Here is a 14,841-nt window from a genome sequence, read left to right on the forward strand (position 1 = left end):
ATGCCGCCAGAGACGTCGGTCCGGGCGCAAGAACTGTGGAATCGCGTCCTCGAGCGCCTGAAGAACCGAATCAGCAAACCGAGTTTCGACACGTGGTTCGGCGAGACGCGCGCCGCGGCCAAAGATGACGATCATTTCATAATCATCACGCCAAATGCGTTCATCAAAGGCTGGCTCCAGGACCACTACACCGGCTACCTCGCCGACCTCCTCGCCGACGTCGCCGGCCGGCCGTACCGCCTCTCCATCGTAACCGAAGACGAGTGGACCGCTCCGCCAGCCGCCCCGCCGGCCCCTTCCGCCGGCGCCTCCGATCCCCTCAATCCGAAGTACGTCTTCGAGACGTTCGTCGTCGGCAACGGCAACCGCTTCGCCCATGCCGCCGCCCTCGCCGTCGCCGAGCGGCCGGCCCGGTCCTACAACCCGCTCTTCATCTACGGCGGCGTCGGCCTCGGCAAAACCCACCTCATGCACGCCATCGGCCACTACGTCCGGCGCCACCACCCCCACCTCAAGGTCGTCTACCTCTCGGCGGAAAAATTCACCAACGAGTTCATCTACGCCATCCGGGACAACTCCCCGGAAGCGTTTCGCCAGAAATACCGGAGCGTCGACCTCCTCCTCATCGACGACATTCAATTTCTCGCCAACAAAGAACAGACGCAGGAAGAATTCTTTCACACCTTCAATACGCTCCACGAAGCGAACAAGCAGATCGTCATCACGAGCGACCGACCGCCGAAAAGCATCCCGACGCTCGAAGACCGCCTCCGCTCCCGCTTCGAGTGGGGGCTCATCACCGACATCCAGCCGCCGGACCTCGAGACCCGCATCGCCATTCTTCACCGGAAGGCCCGGGCCGAGGGGCTTTCCCTTGACCCCGACGTGCTCACGTACATTGCCGCCCAGGTGAGCACCAACATTCGGGAGCTTGAGGGCGCCCTCATCCGAGTCATCGCCTACGCCTCCCTCGTCCGACGGGACATCGACGTGCCGCTGGCGGAAGAGGCGCTCAAGGACCTGATCGCGCAAAAAAATACCAAACCGCTCACCGTCTTCGACATCCAAAAGGTCGTCGCCGACTATTACGGCGTCCCGCCGGAGGCGCTGAAAAGCAAAAAGCGCAGCAAGGACGTCGTCCTGCCCCGACAGGTGGCGATGTACCTCACCCGAGAGCTCACCGCCCTGTCGCTGCCGAAGATCGGCCAGGAGTTCGGCGGCCGCGACCACACGACGGTGCTCCATGCGTGCGAAAAGATCGCCGCCCAAAAAGAAGCGGACGCCGAACTGGCCCGGGCGCTCCGGGAAATCCACGAGCGCCTGAGCGTATTCACAGCCCGCCCCAAGCCGGTCGACGGCTGAATCCACAGCCTGCCGCCGGGCGAATCGGTTATCCACGGCCCTTTTCCACATATCCACAGCCCTGATGAAGACGGCGGCGACGACACCGATACCCTAAAGAAAGAGAAAGCGAGGATCGCGATGCGCGCCACGATCGACCACCGAACCCTCCTCGACGGGCTGCAGACGGCCGCCCGAAGCATCGAGACGCGGACGACGATGCCGATCCTCTCCGGCGTCCTCGTCCGCCTCGACGAAACGCTGGAGCTCGTCACGACGAACGACGACTACACCCTCGTCCAGCGCCTTCCCCTCGAGGCGGAAAAAAACGCCGTCTACGCCCCCGGTGCCGTCGTCCTCCCGGCGAAGCTCGCCCACGAGCTCATCCGAAAGCTTCCGTCTGGGCCGATCGACGTCGAGGCGGAGGGCGCGAGCGCCGTCTTTCGCGCCGGTGCCCTGGAGGTCACCGTCCACGGCTTTCCGCCCGAAGAATTCCCCCGGCTTCCCGACGAGCCGGCGGAAACGAAGTGGCACCTCACCGGCGAGCGGCTGGCGGCCCTCTTCCGCCAGGTCCTCTTCGCCGTCGCCACCGACCAGACGCGGCCGATCCTAAAGGGCGTCGAGCTTGTCGCCGAAGGCGGCGTGATCACCGCCACCGCCACAGACAGCCACCGGCTGGCACAGAGCCGCCTGGCCCTCGCCGAGGCCGGCGCCGAAGGCCGCCTCGTCGTCCCAGGCAAAAGCGTGCAGGACGTCCTCGGCCTCTTCGAAGACGAAGACGAAGACGCCCCCCTCCGCCTCGCCCTCGGCGAGCGGACCCTCATCGTCGAGGCTTCCCGCTACACCGTCTACTTCCGGCTCCTTGCCGGCGCCTACCCGGATACGCGGATGCTCATCCCGGACGCGACGAAAACGCGGGCCGTCTTCGACCGGACGGCGCTCGTGGAGGCCCTCGACCGGGCGTACGTCATCGCCCAGTATAACCGCAACCAGACGGTCCGCCTGACCCTGGGCGACGGACCGGAGGCGGAGCTGTTTACCGTCCACCCGGAGCTCGGCCGCTTCAGCGAACGACTCGCCGTGCGAGAGCGAAGCGGCGAGCCGATCACCCTCTGGTTCAACGCCCGCTTCCTCCTCGACGCCCTCAAGCACCTCCCGGCCGACGCCGTCGAATTCGGCGCCAACGGAGCGCTGTCGCCGTTCGTCGTCCGGGCGGCCGGCGCATCGCATCCCTTGAACCTCATCGTGCCGGTCAAAACCGGCTGAGCGGGGGTTCGGCGTGATCGTCCGGCGGCTCATCCTCCGACAGTTTCGCAACATCCGGAGCGCCGACCTCGCCTTCGGGCCGGGGACGGTCATCTTCTACGGCGAAAACGGCGCCGGCAAGACGAACCTCATCGAAGCGATCGCCCTCCTCGCCCTCGGCAAGTCGTTCCGCGCCGCCCGGGACGCCGCGTGGCGGATGTGGGGCACCCGGGAAACCTTGCTCCGGGCGGAGGTAGAGACGGCCCGGGGTCGGGAGACGCTGGAGCTCCGCCTCGTCGGCGAGGAAAAGACCGCCCGGGCCGGCGGCCTGCCCGTTCCGCGCCTCGCGGACTTCGTCGGCCGACTGGGGATCGTCCTCTTCGTCCCCGACGACGTCGAGCTCGTCGGCGGCCCGCCGGCCGTCCGCCGGCGGTTTTTTGATCTCGAGCTCAGCCAACGGTGGCCGCGTTATTTGTATCATTTATCGCGTTATCATAAAATATTGCTGCAGCGCAATCGGCTGCTGAAAAGCGACGGCGATCCGGCGACCCTTGGGCGCCTCCTCGAGGCGTACGACCCGCTCCTCGCCGAAAGCGCCGCCCCGATCGTCCGGGCGCGGGCCCGCTTCGTCGACCACCTCCGGCCCTACGCCGAGGCGGCCTATCGGGCCCTCGCCGGGGGCCGGGAAGCGCTTCGCCTGGAATATGTCAGCGGAAGCGGCCTCGCCGGCGCTCCGCTCGCCGGCGACGAGGCGGCCCTTCGGACGGCCCTCCTCAAGCGCTTCGAAGCGGGGCGGGCGACGGACGTCCGCCGCCGACAGACGCTCACCGGCCCCCACCGGGACGACCTCACCATCGCCTTGGACGGCCACCCGGCGGAAGGCCACGCCTCCCAGGGGCAGCGCCGGAGCATCGCCCTGGCCCTCAAGCTCGCCGCCGCCCGGGTCGCCGAGGCGTGGACCGGCGAAGCCCCGGTCGTCCTCTTGGACGACGTCCTTTCGGAGCTGGACGAGCGGCGGCAGCGGGCGTTTCTCTCCCTCCTCGGTGAACAGGGCCAGGCGTTTCTCACCGTCGCCGACCGCCGGGGGCTTGAAGCCCTCCGGCCGAGGGCGCAACTTTTTTCCGTCACCGCCGGCGCCGTCCGGACGGCACCGCCGGGCGGCGCGGCCGATGGAGACGGGCAGGAGGAACGCGGATGACGAGCCACGATGCCGGCCTTCGTTACACCGAAGCGGACATTCAAGTGCTGGAAGGCCTGGACGCCGTCCGGCGGCGCCCCGGGATGTACATCGGTTCGACGAATGCCCGGGGGCTCCACCACCTCGTCTGGGAGATCGTCGACAACTCCGTCGACGAGGCGATGAACGGCCACGCCGACCGGATCGAGGTGACCGTCCACCGGGACGGCCGCCTCACCGTCGTCGACAACGGCCGCGGCATCCCGGTCGGCATCCATCCCCAGACGGGAAAGTCCACCGTCGAGACGGTGCTCACCGTCCTCCACGCCGGCGGCAAATTCGGAAGCGGCGGTTACAAGGTGTCCGGCGGCCTGCACGGCGTCGGCATCTCCGTCGTCAACGCGCTTTCGCTCGAGCTCGAGGTCGAAGTGAAAAAAGACGGCGGCCGCTACCGGCAGCGCTACCGCCGCGGCGTCCCTCAAGGGCCCCTCGAGCGGATCGGCGACGTCCCGCCGGGGGAGACCGGCACCCGGGTGACGATCCTCCCGGACCCGGAGATTTTCAAAGAGACGGTCGCCTTCGACGCCGACGTCCTCGCCGAACGGCTCGAGGAACTCGCCTTTTTGAACCGCGGCGTCACGTTCCGCCTCGTCGACGAGCGGACCGGTCGGGACGAGACGTTCGTCTACGCCGGCGGCCTGGCGGCCTTCGTCGAGCGCCTTGCGGAAGGCCAGACGGCGCTTACGCCGCCGCTCCACTTCGAAGGCGCCAGGGAGAAAATGGAAATTGAAGCCGCCCTCCTGTACGTCGATGGCGACCAGACGATCCTCCGATCGTACGTAAACAACATCCCGACGACCGAAGGGGGCACCCACGAAAGCGGCCTCAAGGCCGCCCTCACCCGGGCGATCAACGATTACGCCCGCCGCGGGGGGATTCTTAAGGACAACGAGGCGAACTTCATCGGCGAAGACGTCCGGGAAGGGCTGGTGGCGGTCTTGAGCCTGCGCCTCATCGAGCCGCAGTTCGAAGGCCAGACGAAAACCCGCCTCGGGAACAGCGAGGCTCGGACCCAAGTCGAGGCCTTCATCTACGAAAAGCTCGCCACGTACCTGGAAGAACACCCGACCGTCGCCCGCCGGATCGTGGAAAAAGCCCTCCTCGCCGCCCGGGCCCGGGAGGCGGCCCGCCGGGCCCGGGAGCTCACCCGGCGGAAAGGCGCCCTCGAGATCACGAGCCTCCCCGGAAAGCTCGCCGACTGCGCGAGCCGCGACCCGGAGGAAAGCGAACTGTTTATCGTCGAGGGCGACTCCGCCGGCGGCTCCGCGAAGCTCGGCCGGGACCGCCGGACCCAAGCGATCCTTCCCATCCGGGGAAAGATCATCAACGTCGAGAAAGCCCGGGACGAGAAGGTGTTCGCCAACGAAGAGATCCGCGCCCTCGTCACGGCGATCGGCACCGGCATCGGCGAGCACCTCGACCTCGGCAAACTCCGCTACCACAAGATCATCATCATGACCGACGCCGACGTCGACGGAAGCCACATCCGGACGCTTCTCCTGACGTTTTTCTACCGGCACATGCGGCCCCTCATCGAGCGGGGGCACATCTTCATCGCCCAGCCCCCGCTCTACCGGCTGCAGCGGGGGAAGACGGTCCGCTACGCCTACGACGACGCCGAAATGGAGCGGATCAAGCGGGAGCTCGGAGGCCGGGGCGAGATCACGATTCAGCGCTATAAAGGGTTGGGCGAGATGAACGCCGAACAGCTCTGGGAGACGACGATGGACCCGAAAGCGCGGATTCTCCTCAAGGTCGAGCTCACCGACGCCCGGGAGGCGGAGCGGGTGTTTGAGCTCCTCATGGGCGAGCGGGTCGAACCCCGGAGGCAGTTCATCCAGGAACACGCCGCCTTCGTCCGGAACCTGGACGTGTAAACGGCACCGAGGAGGCCACCGATGCTGCCGGAGCGCATCCGCGAAGTGAACATCACCGAAGAGATGAAGAGCGCCTTCATCGATTACGCGATGAGCGTCATCGTCAGCCGGGCGCTCCCCGACGTCCGGGACGGGCTCAAGCCCGTCCACCGGCGGATCCTCTACGCGATGCTTGAAGCCGGCATGACGCCGGACCAACCGTACCGGAAGTCCGCCGCCATCGTCGGCGACGTCCTCGGAAAATATCACCCCCACGGCGACGCCGCCGTCTACGACGCGATGGTGCGGATGGCGCAAGATTTTTCCTATCGTTACCCCCTCGTCGACGGCCAAGGGAACTTCGGCTCGATCGACGGCGACGGCGCCGCGGCGATGCGCTACACCGAGGCGCGCCTCTCGCCGCTGGCGATGGAGCTCCTTCGGGACATTCAAAAGGACACCGTCGACTTTCAGGACAACTACGACGGTCGCCACAGGGAGCCGGTCGTCCTCCCGGCCCGTTTTCCGCATCTCCTCGCCAACGGCGCGAGCGGCATCGCCGTCGGCATGGCGACGAACATTCCGCCGCACAACCTGGGAGAGCTCATCGACGCCGCCGTCTTTCTCCTCGATCATCCGGAGGCCGACGGCCGGGCGCTCCTTCGCTTCGTGAAGGGGCCGGACTTTCCGACCGGCGGCCTCATCCTCGGCCGAAAGGGCATCGAAGAGGCCTACCTTACCGGCAAAGGCTCGATCGTCGTCCGGGCGAAGGTCGCCATCGATGTCGAGGGGGGCCGGACGCGGCTCATCGTCCAGGAGATCCCGTACCTCGTCAACAAGGCGCGCCTCATCGAACGGATCGCCGAGCTCGTCCGGGACAAGCGGCTCGAGGGCATCAGCGACCTCCGGGACGAGTCGGACCGGGAAGGCGTCCGGATCGTCATCGAGCTTCGACGGGACGCAAACCCCCACGTCGTCCTGAACCACCTCTTTAAGCACACCGCCCTTCAGACGTCGTTCGGCGTCCTCATGCTCGCCCTCGTCGATGGCCGGCCGGAGGTGCTCACGCTCAAGGAGGCGCTTCTCTACTACCTCGCTCACCAGCGGGACGTCGTTCGGCGCCGGACGGCCCATGACCTCGCCAAGGCCGAAGCCCGGCTGGAGGTCGTCCACGGCCTGATGAAGGCGATCGACATCGTCGACGATCTCGTCGACCGACGCGGCCCGATCCGTGCCGCCCGGACCCGGGATGAGGCGCTTCGGAATCTCATGGCGCCGACCTACCGGCTGGGCGACCGGGACGTGCCGATGGGCTTTACCGAAGCCCAGGCCAAGGCGATCCTCGACATGCGCCTCGAGCAGCTCACGGGCCTTTCGATCGAGCGGCTCGCCGAGGAGCGGGAGAGGCTCGAGGCGGACGTCGCCCGCCACCGGCACATCCTCGCCGATCCGAAGGCCCTAGACGGCGTCATCCGGGAGGAACTCCTTGAGATCAAGGCCCGCTACGGCGACGAGCGCCGGACAAAAATCGTCGACGAAGACGGCGGGATCTCCGACGAAGATCTCGTCGACGACGCGCCGGTCGTCATCAGCCTCACCGACGGCGGCTACATCAAGCGGGTGCCGGCGGCGACGTACCGGAGCCAGCGCCGGGGCGGCCGGGGCGTCATCGGCATGGGCATGAAGGCCGACGACGTCGTCCGACACGTCGTCACCGTCCGGGCGCACGACACGGTCCTCTTTTTCACCGACCGCGGCCGGGTCTACCGCCTGCGGGCGTACGACGTCCCCGAAGCCGGCCGGACGGCCCGCGGGACCGCCCTCGTGAATCTGCTCCCGCTCCTCCCTGAGGAGAAAGTCGCCGCCGTCGTCGGCCTTCGGACCGACGCGGAAGAAGAGCGGGCGCTTTTGTTCGTCACCCGGGACGGCCTCGTCAAACGGACGCCGCTTCGGGAATTTCAGACCATTCGCCGCGGCGGCCTCATCGCCCTCACCCTCCGGGAGGACGACGCCCTCGTCGCCGTCCGGCCGGCCGACGACCGGGACGAGGTGATCCTCGGCACGCAAAACGGCCTCGGCATCCGCTTTTCCGTCGCCGACGTCCGGCCGATGGGGCGAACCGCCGCCGGCGTCAAGGGGATCGACCTTGTGGACGGCGACGCCGTCGTCGGCGCCGCCGTCCTCCCCGCCGGCGCGGAGGAAGGGACGCTCCTCGTCGTCACGGAGCACGGCTACGGCAAGCGGACGCCGCTTTCGGAGTTTCGCCTGCAGGCCCGGGGGGGCCGCGGCGTGCGGACGATCCGCCGGGGCCCGAAGACGGGCCGGGTCGTCGGCGTCGCCGTCGTCCGGGACGACGACGACCTCCTCGTCGTCGACGAAGGAGGCGTCGTCATCCGGGTGCCGGCGGCGGAGATCCCCGTCATGGGCCGGGACGCCCAAGGCGTCCGCCTCATGCGCCTGGACGGCGGCGGGAAGGTGGCGGCGTTTGCCCGGGTCGCGGACGACGCCGCCGACGAGACGTGATCGGAGACGGGAGGGGAGACGATGCGCCTTGTCGTCGGGCCGGAGATCGTCGGCCGGGTGCTCGCCCGGCCGGTGGAGCTCCCGGACGGCGGCCGGCTCCTTTCCGCCGGCCGACGCCTTGAAGAAAGCGACGTTGCTTATCTCCGCGCTTTCGGCGTCACCGCCGTCGAGGTCGATGAAGAGCCCGGGGCGGCGCCAGCTCGGGCTGCCGCCGGCCGGCCGGCGTCGGCCTCGGTCCGAACGGCGGAGGGCGTCCGTCCCCCGGCGGACCGGCCGCCGGAGACGCCGCGGCCCCCGGCGCCGGCGCACGAAGGCGCGTGGCGGGCGGCGGTCGAAGGCGCCCTCCGGCGGACGGCCCTCGGGGCGCCGCCGCCGATCGCCGACCTCCGGGCGATCGTCCGGTCGTGGTTCGCGGAAGACGCCCGGCCAACGGCCTGGGTTCGCCTCGTTCGGGTTCGCCCGGAAGCGGCGGAAGACCCGGCGGAGCGGCTTGCCGTCCACGCCCTTTCGGTCGGCCGGCTGGCCGCCGCGCTCGCCCGGCTCCTCGGCCTGGCCGACGGCGAGGTGATGCAGGTGGCGCTCGCCGGGCTATTGGCCGATGTCGGCATGTGGCGCCTCCCGCCGCGCCTTCTCCGGCATCCGGGCGTCTATGCGCCGGAGGAGCGCCGAGACATGGAGCGGCACACCGCCCTCGGCTACGAGCGGCTGAAGGGCCGCCTCGGCCTGTCTCCGGAAGCGGCCCTTGCGGCGCTTCTCCATCACGAGCGGATGAACGGCTCCGGCTATCCGTCCGGCCTGCCCGGCGAGCGCATTCCGCTCCTCGTCCGGATCGTCGCCGCCGCCGACAGCCTCGCCGCCGGGGCGAGCGCCCGGCCGTACCGGCCGGCCAAATCGTGGTGGACGATCGTGTCGGAGATCGCCGCCAGCGCCGCCTACGACCTCGCCCTCCGGCAGGCGATGCTCGAGTCGATCCGCCGGCTTCCGGCCGGCACCACGGTGCGGTTCGCCGACGGGCGGTCGGCCCGGCTTTTGCGCGTCGACGCCGCTCGTCCGCTCCTTTGGGAGCTGGAGGCGGACGGGGCCCTCCTCCCCCTGTCGGCGCTCCCGGACGTCGTCGCGGTCGATCCGCCGGACGAGGCGGGCGGTTGAGGCGAGGGCGCCGGCCGAAACGGGCCCCGCGGGCGGCGGAGCGTCGGGCGTTTCGCCGGCGAAAGATCCATCCCCTTCGCGCCGGCATGGGGAAGGTCAAACGAGGAGGGGCTCCGATGGAGGGCGGTTCGATTGGTCGCGCCATCCGGCGCATCCGGCTCATCGTCCTCGTTTTCGCCGCCGCGGGCATCCCGGCCGCCCTGACGGCCCTTAATGTTTCGGGCGGGCGGGCGGCGTCCGAAATCGATTCGAAATCGGCCCATGAGGCGCCGAGTTTGCCGGCGCTTGCACCCGAACCGAGTTTGCCGGCGCTTGCACCCGAACCGAGTTTGCCGGCGCTTGCGCCCGATCGGCCGCCGACCGCCGGCCCGTCGCCGGCGCCGGTTACGGCCAGCGCCTGGAACGGCGAAAATTTCGAGACGATCCGGCGCCTTCGCATCCCGTACGCCGTCCGGGGGGTCTACGTCACCGGCTGGACCGCCGGCGGCCCGAAGATGGCCGACATCCTCGCCCTGATCGACCAGGGGCTCGTGAATGCCGTCGTCATCGACGTCAAGGAAGATCGCGGCCGGATCACGTACCGGACCGACGTCCCCCTGGCCCGGACGGTCGGCGCCGACCGAGAGCGGATGATTCCCGACCTCGACGGCCTTTTGGACGCCCTTCACGAGCGGAACGTTTACGTCATCGCCCGGCTCGTCTCGTTTAAGGACCCGCTTCTGGCGACGGCGCGGCCCGAGTGGGCGCTTCGGCTGAAAGAAGGGGGCCTCTATCGCGACGCCAAAGGCATCGCCTGGATCGACGCCTACCAGAAGCCGGTCTGGGCGTACAATGCCGACATCGCCGTCGAACTCGCCGAAAAAGGCGTTCAGGAAATCCAGCTCGACTACGTCCGTTTTCCGGAAAACGGAGTCGTCGTCGATCGGCTCGTCCGCTACGCCAACCCGGATGGCCGGTCGAAGGCGGAGGTGGTCGCCGACTATATCGCATCCGTCCGGGAGCGGCTCCGACCGTATCCCGTGTTTCTTTCCGCCGACGTTTTCGGCCTCGTGACGACGGTCGCCGACGACATGGACATCGGGCAAAAATGGGAGCTCATCTCGCCGCGGGTCGACGTCATCTCGCCGATGATGTACCCGTCGCATTATGCGCCGGGCTCGTACGGCGTGCCGAAGCCGGATCTCGCCCCGGCGGCGATCATCGCCGCCGGGCTCCAAGATGCCGCCCGAAAAGATGCCGCCCTACGCGCCGCTGGCTACCGTCCCGCCGCCGTCCGGCCGTGGTACCAAGCGTTTTCCGCGCCATGGCTCGGAAAAGGGAACTGGATGCCGTACGGTCCCGCCGAGGTCAAGTCCCAGATCACCGCCGGCGAGGCGGCCGGCATCCGTTCGTACCTTCTCTGGGACCCGGCCAACCGCTACGAGGCGGCGTACTTCCGCTAAGGTCGCGGCGCCCCGGCCCCGCGGTTCCGGTGAGCCACAGGAACGCCAGCTTTTTCGCCTTTTTTCTGCTTTTCTTCGGCTTGACGCTCGGACGGGCCGGTGATACACTGGCGCCAAATCCGAGGTCCGTCCGGAGGATCCACCCGCGCGAACGGATTTCTGAGCGCCTCCGGCGGAGAGGAAAGGGCGAACGGAAGAAGGGCGAACGAACGCCGTTCGCCCGAAAGCGAGGCCCCGAACAAAAAGGAGGACGACTTCGTGTGGGAAGCCAAATTCGGTCCCGTCGCCCTCACGTTTGATGACGTCCTCGTCGTCCCCCGCGCCTCGAGCGTCCTCCCGTCCGAGGTCGACACGTCGACCGAGCTCGGGAAGCTCAAGCTTTCGATCCCGATCCTGAGCGCGGCGATGGACACGGTGACGGAGTCGGCGATGGCCATCGCCATGGCCCGGGAGGGGGGCCTTGGCGTCATCCACAAAAACATGTCAATCGAGCGGCAGGCGGAAGAAGTCGATCGGGTCAAGCGCTCGGAAGCCGGCGTCATCACGGACCCGTTTTACCTCTACCCGGACGCGACGCTCGCCGACGCCGAGGCGATTATGAGCAAATATCGCATCTCCGGCGTGCCGATCGTCGAGCGATCGGGGAAGCTCGTCGGCATCATCACCAACCGGGACCTCCGCTTCGAGCGCAACATGGACCGTCCCGTCGCCGAGGTGATGACGAAGGAGCCCCTCATCACCGCCCCGGTCGGAACGACCCTCGCCGAGGCGGAGGGGATCCTCCGGCAGCATAAGATCGAAAAACTGCCCCTCGTCGACGCCGAAGGGCGGCTCAAAGGGCTCATCACGATCAAAGACATCGAAAAAGCGATCCAGTACCCGAACGCCGCTAAAGACGCCGCCGGTCGGCTCCTCGTCGCCGCCGCCGTCGGCGTCGGGAAATCCGCCCTCGAACGGGCGGAAGCCCTGGTCGCAAGCGGCGCCGATGCCCTCGTCGTCGACACGGCGCACGGCCACGCCCAGGCGGTGCTGGAGACGGTCCGGATGCTCAAGGAGGCCTTTCCGGAGGTGACGCTCATCGCCGGCAACATCGCCACCGCCGAGGGCGCCGAAGCGCTCTTTCGGGCCGGCGCCGACGTCGTCAAGGTCGGCGTCGGCCCGGGCTCCATCTGCACGACCCGGGTCGTTGCCGGCGTCGGCGTGCCGCAGATCACCGCCGTCTACCAGGCGGCGACCGTCGCCCGGCGCCTCGGCAAGCAGATCATCGCCGACGGCGGCATCAAATATTCCGGCGACATCGTCAAAGCCATCGCCGCCGGCGCCGACGCCGTCATGCTCGGTTCGCTTCTCGCCGGAGCCGCCGAAAGCCCCGGTGAGGAAGAGATCTACCAGGGCCGGCGCTTTAAGACGTACCGGGGCATGGGGTCGCTCGGCGCGATGAAGGCCGGCGGCGCGGAGCGGTATTTCCAGGGCGGCATGTCGAAGTACGTCCCGGAAGGCGTCGAAGGACGGGTGCCGTACAAAGGGCCGGTGGCGGACATCCTCTACCAGCTCGTCGGCGGGCTTAGGTCCGGCATGGGCTATGCCGGCGCGCCGGATCTCCGGACGCTCAAAGAAGAGACCCAGTTCGTCCAGATCACGCACGCCGGCCTGATCGAAAGCCATCCCCACGACATCGTCATCACGAAAGAAGCGCCGAACTACAGTCTGCGCTAACGGCGGCGACGGACCGCCGCGGCTGGTGCCGCGGCGGTTTTGTCGGTCTCGAAGCCGCCGGGGATGCATCGAAGAGATCGACTTGGAAAGCGGGGGAGAGCAGTGCGCACGGCCCGACGGTTGGCCCTTGCCGTTCTCATCGGCCTCGTTCTCTGGGTCCAGATGGGCGTGCCCGCCCAGGCCCGTCAGGACGACCTGAAGCTCGACGTTCGCTCGGCCCTCCTCGTCGACGCGAAGACGGGGCGGGTGCTGTACGCCGACGCGAACATCGACACGCCCTATCCGCCGGCCAGCATGACCAAGATGATGACCGAGTACCTCGTCCTCGAGGCGATCCAGGCGGGGAAGCTCCGCTGGGACGACGTCATCACCGCCAGCGACACCGTTTATTTCCTGGGAAAACATGCCGGGAGCCGCGTATTTTTGAACGCCGGCGAGAAGCGGACGGTCCGAGAACTGTTTGAGGCGATGGCCATCTATTCGGCCAACGACGCGACGGTCGCCCTGGCGGAGGCGGTCGCCGGAACGGAGACGGCGTTCGTCGAGCGGATGAACGAAAAAGCGCGGGCCCTGGGCCTTACCCACACCCACTTCGTCACCGCCACCGGCTACCCGGAAGATGAGCTCGGCCCGTATCGGCCGAACGTCCCGGGCGAACAGACGATGTCGGCGCGGGACGCCGCCCTCCTGGGGATGGCGCTCCTTCGGGACCATCCGGAAGTGCTTCAGTTTACCTCCATTCCGAAAAAGACGTTTCGCGAAGGGGAAGCCAATCCCCTGGAGATGATCAACTGGAACTGGCTGCTGCCGGGGCTCCCGTACGCTTACGAGGGCACCGACGGGCTCAAGACCGGCCACACCGAGGCGGCCAAATTTTCCATCACCGCGACGGCCAAACGAGGGGACATGCGCCTCGTCGCCGTCGTCATCGGCGCCGAATCGGAAAAGGGCCGCTTTGAAGCCGCCCGGAAGCTGTTTGATTACGGCTTTTCCCATTTTCGATACGAGACGGTGGCCCGAAAGGGCGATCGGCTTCCGGAGGCGCCGGCCATCGAAGTGCAAAAAGGCAAAATCCCTTCGGTGCCGCTCGTCCTCGGCGAGGACGCCGTCGACGTCGTCGCCGACGGCGGCGATGGGCCGAAGCTCAGCGCTGAGCTCGGCCCGCCGCCGGAAGCGCCGGTCAAGGCCGGCGATCGGGTCGGGATCGTCCGCCTTGAGCAGCCGGATCTCCCGTACCTCGCCGCCGCCTACGCCGAAGCGGCGGCCGTCTCGCTCGTCGCCGAAGCGGACGTGCCCCGGGCCGGCGCGTTCCAGCTTTTCTTCCGGGCGATCTTCGACTGGATCGGCCGCCTCTTCGGCCGCATCACCGGCGGGCTGGGGGCCTCCGGCGCCGAGCCGTCCCTTGCCGCCCTGCTTCCCCATCTGCTACAATAACCGCGAAGCGCATCACGGGAAGGAAGCCCATGGCAGGCAGGCGGGAGCGGGACAGGCTTTCCGCCCGGAAGACCGGCGACGCTGGGGGGATCGACATGGTCGCCGTCGGCGTTCTGGCACTGGCGGGCGCGTTCGGAACGGCGGCGGCGCGGCTTTTGGCCGCCGGCGCGTCGGTGCGGCTCATCCGCCGACCGGAGGCGCTTTCGGACGTCGGTGCCCTCGTGATCCCGAGCGCCGAGCCGCACCTGCTCCGGGTCATGCTGGAAAGAGAATGGCCAGCGATGCTCGAGCGGTATTGGGCTTCGGGCGGGCGGCTTTGGGCGATGGGGCCGTCGACGCTCCTTTTCGTTTCCGGCGGCAAAGCGGCTTCCAGCGACAGCATCGGCGCTGCCGCAGGCGGATCCTCCGGGCACGCACCGATCGGGGCGTCCGGCGGCGGGACCGTCCCGCCGCTCTGGCGCCATTTTCCCCTTGCGGCCCGGCCGGAGCCGCTTCGATCGCCGGCAGACCGCTCGGCCTGTTTCCTCGTCCGCCTGAGCCTGCCGGGGGTGGCGGAGGACTATCTGGCGCCGTTTTTGCGGGCACCGGCCTTTCCGGCGGAGGCCTATCGCGACGACGCCGGAAAGCTTCGCCGCATCGGCAAGTGGGGCGAGCACATCGTCTTTCTCGACTGGGATGGCTTTTGGCTGACGGCGTTTTCCCCGGAGTGGGCCGACGATCCGGCGCCGTTTTTGGCCTTCGTGCGGGAGCTCGAGGCCGGCGCTCGGATCGGCTAAAGCGGGCCGGGCCGAAGCCGTGTGCCGTCCGGCGGGCACAGGCGCCGGCGTTTTCGGATCGGTGGGCGGTTTTGCCCCGGGAAGGCCTTATGGGGGCGAGCGGGGCGCGAGAAAGACCATAG

At 68.4% G+C, this 14,841-nt stretch carries 10 protein-coding genes; all 10 read left to right on the top strand.

What is annotated here, in order from left to right:
- The 10 genes from dnaA to K2M58_RS00050 all read left to right on the top strand — a co-directional run bounded on the left by dnaA (position 1) and on the right by K2M58_RS00050 (position 14,719).
- Positions 1–1,362, top strand: coding sequence for a chromosomal replication initiator protein DnaA (gene dnaA, locus K2M58_RS00005; RefSeq protein WP_220677801.1), 1,362 nt, complete (start codon positions 1–3; stop codon positions 1,360–1,362).
- 120 nt (positions 1,363–1,482) lie between these two features.
- Entirely contained in the window at positions 1,483–2,607 is a 1,125-nt protein-coding gene (gene dnaN, locus K2M58_RS00010) for a DNA polymerase III subunit beta (protein ID WP_220677802.1), read from the top strand.
- 13 nt (positions 2,608–2,620) lie between these two features.
- A complete protein-coding gene (gene recF / locus K2M58_RS00015) occupies positions 2,621–3,784 on the top strand; it encodes a DNA replication/repair protein RecF (protein ID WP_220677803.1) in 1,164 nt (387 codons plus the stop codon).
- Positions 3,781–5,700: a DNA topoisomerase (ATP-hydrolyzing) subunit B gene (gene gyrB, locus K2M58_RS00020; RefSeq protein WP_220677804.1), complete on the top strand. Its 1,920-nt coding sequence runs from the start codon at positions 3,781–3,783 to the stop codon at positions 5,698–5,700. The genes recF and gyrB overlap by 4 nt, the downstream gene beginning before the upstream one ends.
- 21 nt (positions 5,701–5,721) lie before the next feature.
- Complete coding sequence (gyrA, locus tag K2M58_RS00025) at positions 5,722–8,202, top strand: DNA gyrase subunit A (protein WP_220677805.1); 2,481 nt, start codon at positions 5,722–5,724, stop codon at positions 8,200–8,202.
- 21 nt (positions 8,203–8,223) lie between these two features.
- A complete protein-coding gene (locus K2M58_RS00030; RefSeq protein ID WP_220677806.1) occupies positions 8,224–9,351 on the top strand; it encodes an HD-GYP domain-containing protein in 1,128 nt (375 codons plus the stop codon).
- A gap of 116 nt (positions 9,352–9,467) precedes the next feature.
- The gene (locus K2M58_RS00035; protein ID WP_220677807.1) at positions 9,468–10,793 is read left to right on the top strand and encodes a putative glycoside hydrolase; all 1,326 of its coding nucleotides are present in this window, start codon (positions 9,468–9,470) and stop codon (positions 10,791–10,793) included.
- A gap of 258 nt (positions 10,794–11,051) precedes the next feature.
- A complete protein-coding gene (guaB, locus tag K2M58_RS00040) occupies positions 11,052–12,509 on the top strand; it encodes an IMP dehydrogenase (protein ID WP_220677808.1) in 1,458 nt (485 codons plus the stop codon).
- A 102-nt stretch (positions 12,510–12,611) separates the two neighbouring features.
- Complete coding sequence (locus tag K2M58_RS00045) at positions 12,612–13,943, top strand: D-alanyl-D-alanine carboxypeptidase family protein (RefSeq protein ID WP_220677809.1); 1,332 nt, start codon at positions 12,612–12,614, stop codon at positions 13,941–13,943.
- A 29-nt stretch (positions 13,944–13,972) separates the two neighbouring features.
- Entirely contained in the window at positions 13,973–14,719 is a 747-nt protein-coding gene (locus K2M58_RS00050) for a type 1 glutamine amidotransferase family protein (protein ID WP_220677810.1), read from the top strand.
- The last annotated feature ends 122 nt before the right edge of the window (positions 14,720–14,841 follow it).

It is taken from the genome of Hydrogenibacillus sp. N12 (genome assembly GCF_019645935.1).
In the GTDB taxonomy this organism is placed as follows: domain Bacteria; phylum Bacillota; class Bacilli; order Thermicanales; family DSM-22653; genus Hydrogenibacillus; species Hydrogenibacillus schlegelii.

Coding starts and splice junctions, on each gene's coding strand:
- dnaA (WP_220677801.1), top strand. CDS start 1: ATGCCGCCAGAGACGTCGGTCCGGGCGCAAGAACTGTGGAATCGCGTC.
- dnaN (WP_220677802.1), top strand. CDS start 1,483: ATGCGCGCCACGATCGACCACCGAACCCTCCTCGACGGGCTGCAGACG.
- gyrB (WP_220677804.1), top strand. CDS start 3,781: ATGACGAGCCACGATGCCGGCCTTCGTTACACCGAAGCGGACATTCAA.
- gyrA (WP_220677805.1), top strand. CDS start 5,722: ATGCTGCCGGAGCGCATCCGCGAAGTGAACATCACCGAAGAGATGAAG.
- K2M58_RS00030 (WP_220677806.1), top strand. CDS start 8,224: ATGCGCCTTGTCGTCGGGCCGGAGATCGTCGGCCGGGTGCTCGCCCGG.
- K2M58_RS00035 (WP_220677807.1), top strand. CDS start 9,468: ATGGAGGGCGGTTCGATTGGTCGCGCCATCCGGCGCATCCGGCTCATC.
- K2M58_RS00050 (WP_220677810.1), top strand. CDS start 13,973: ATGGCAGGCAGGCGGGAGCGGGACAGGCTTTCCGCCCGGAAGACCGGC.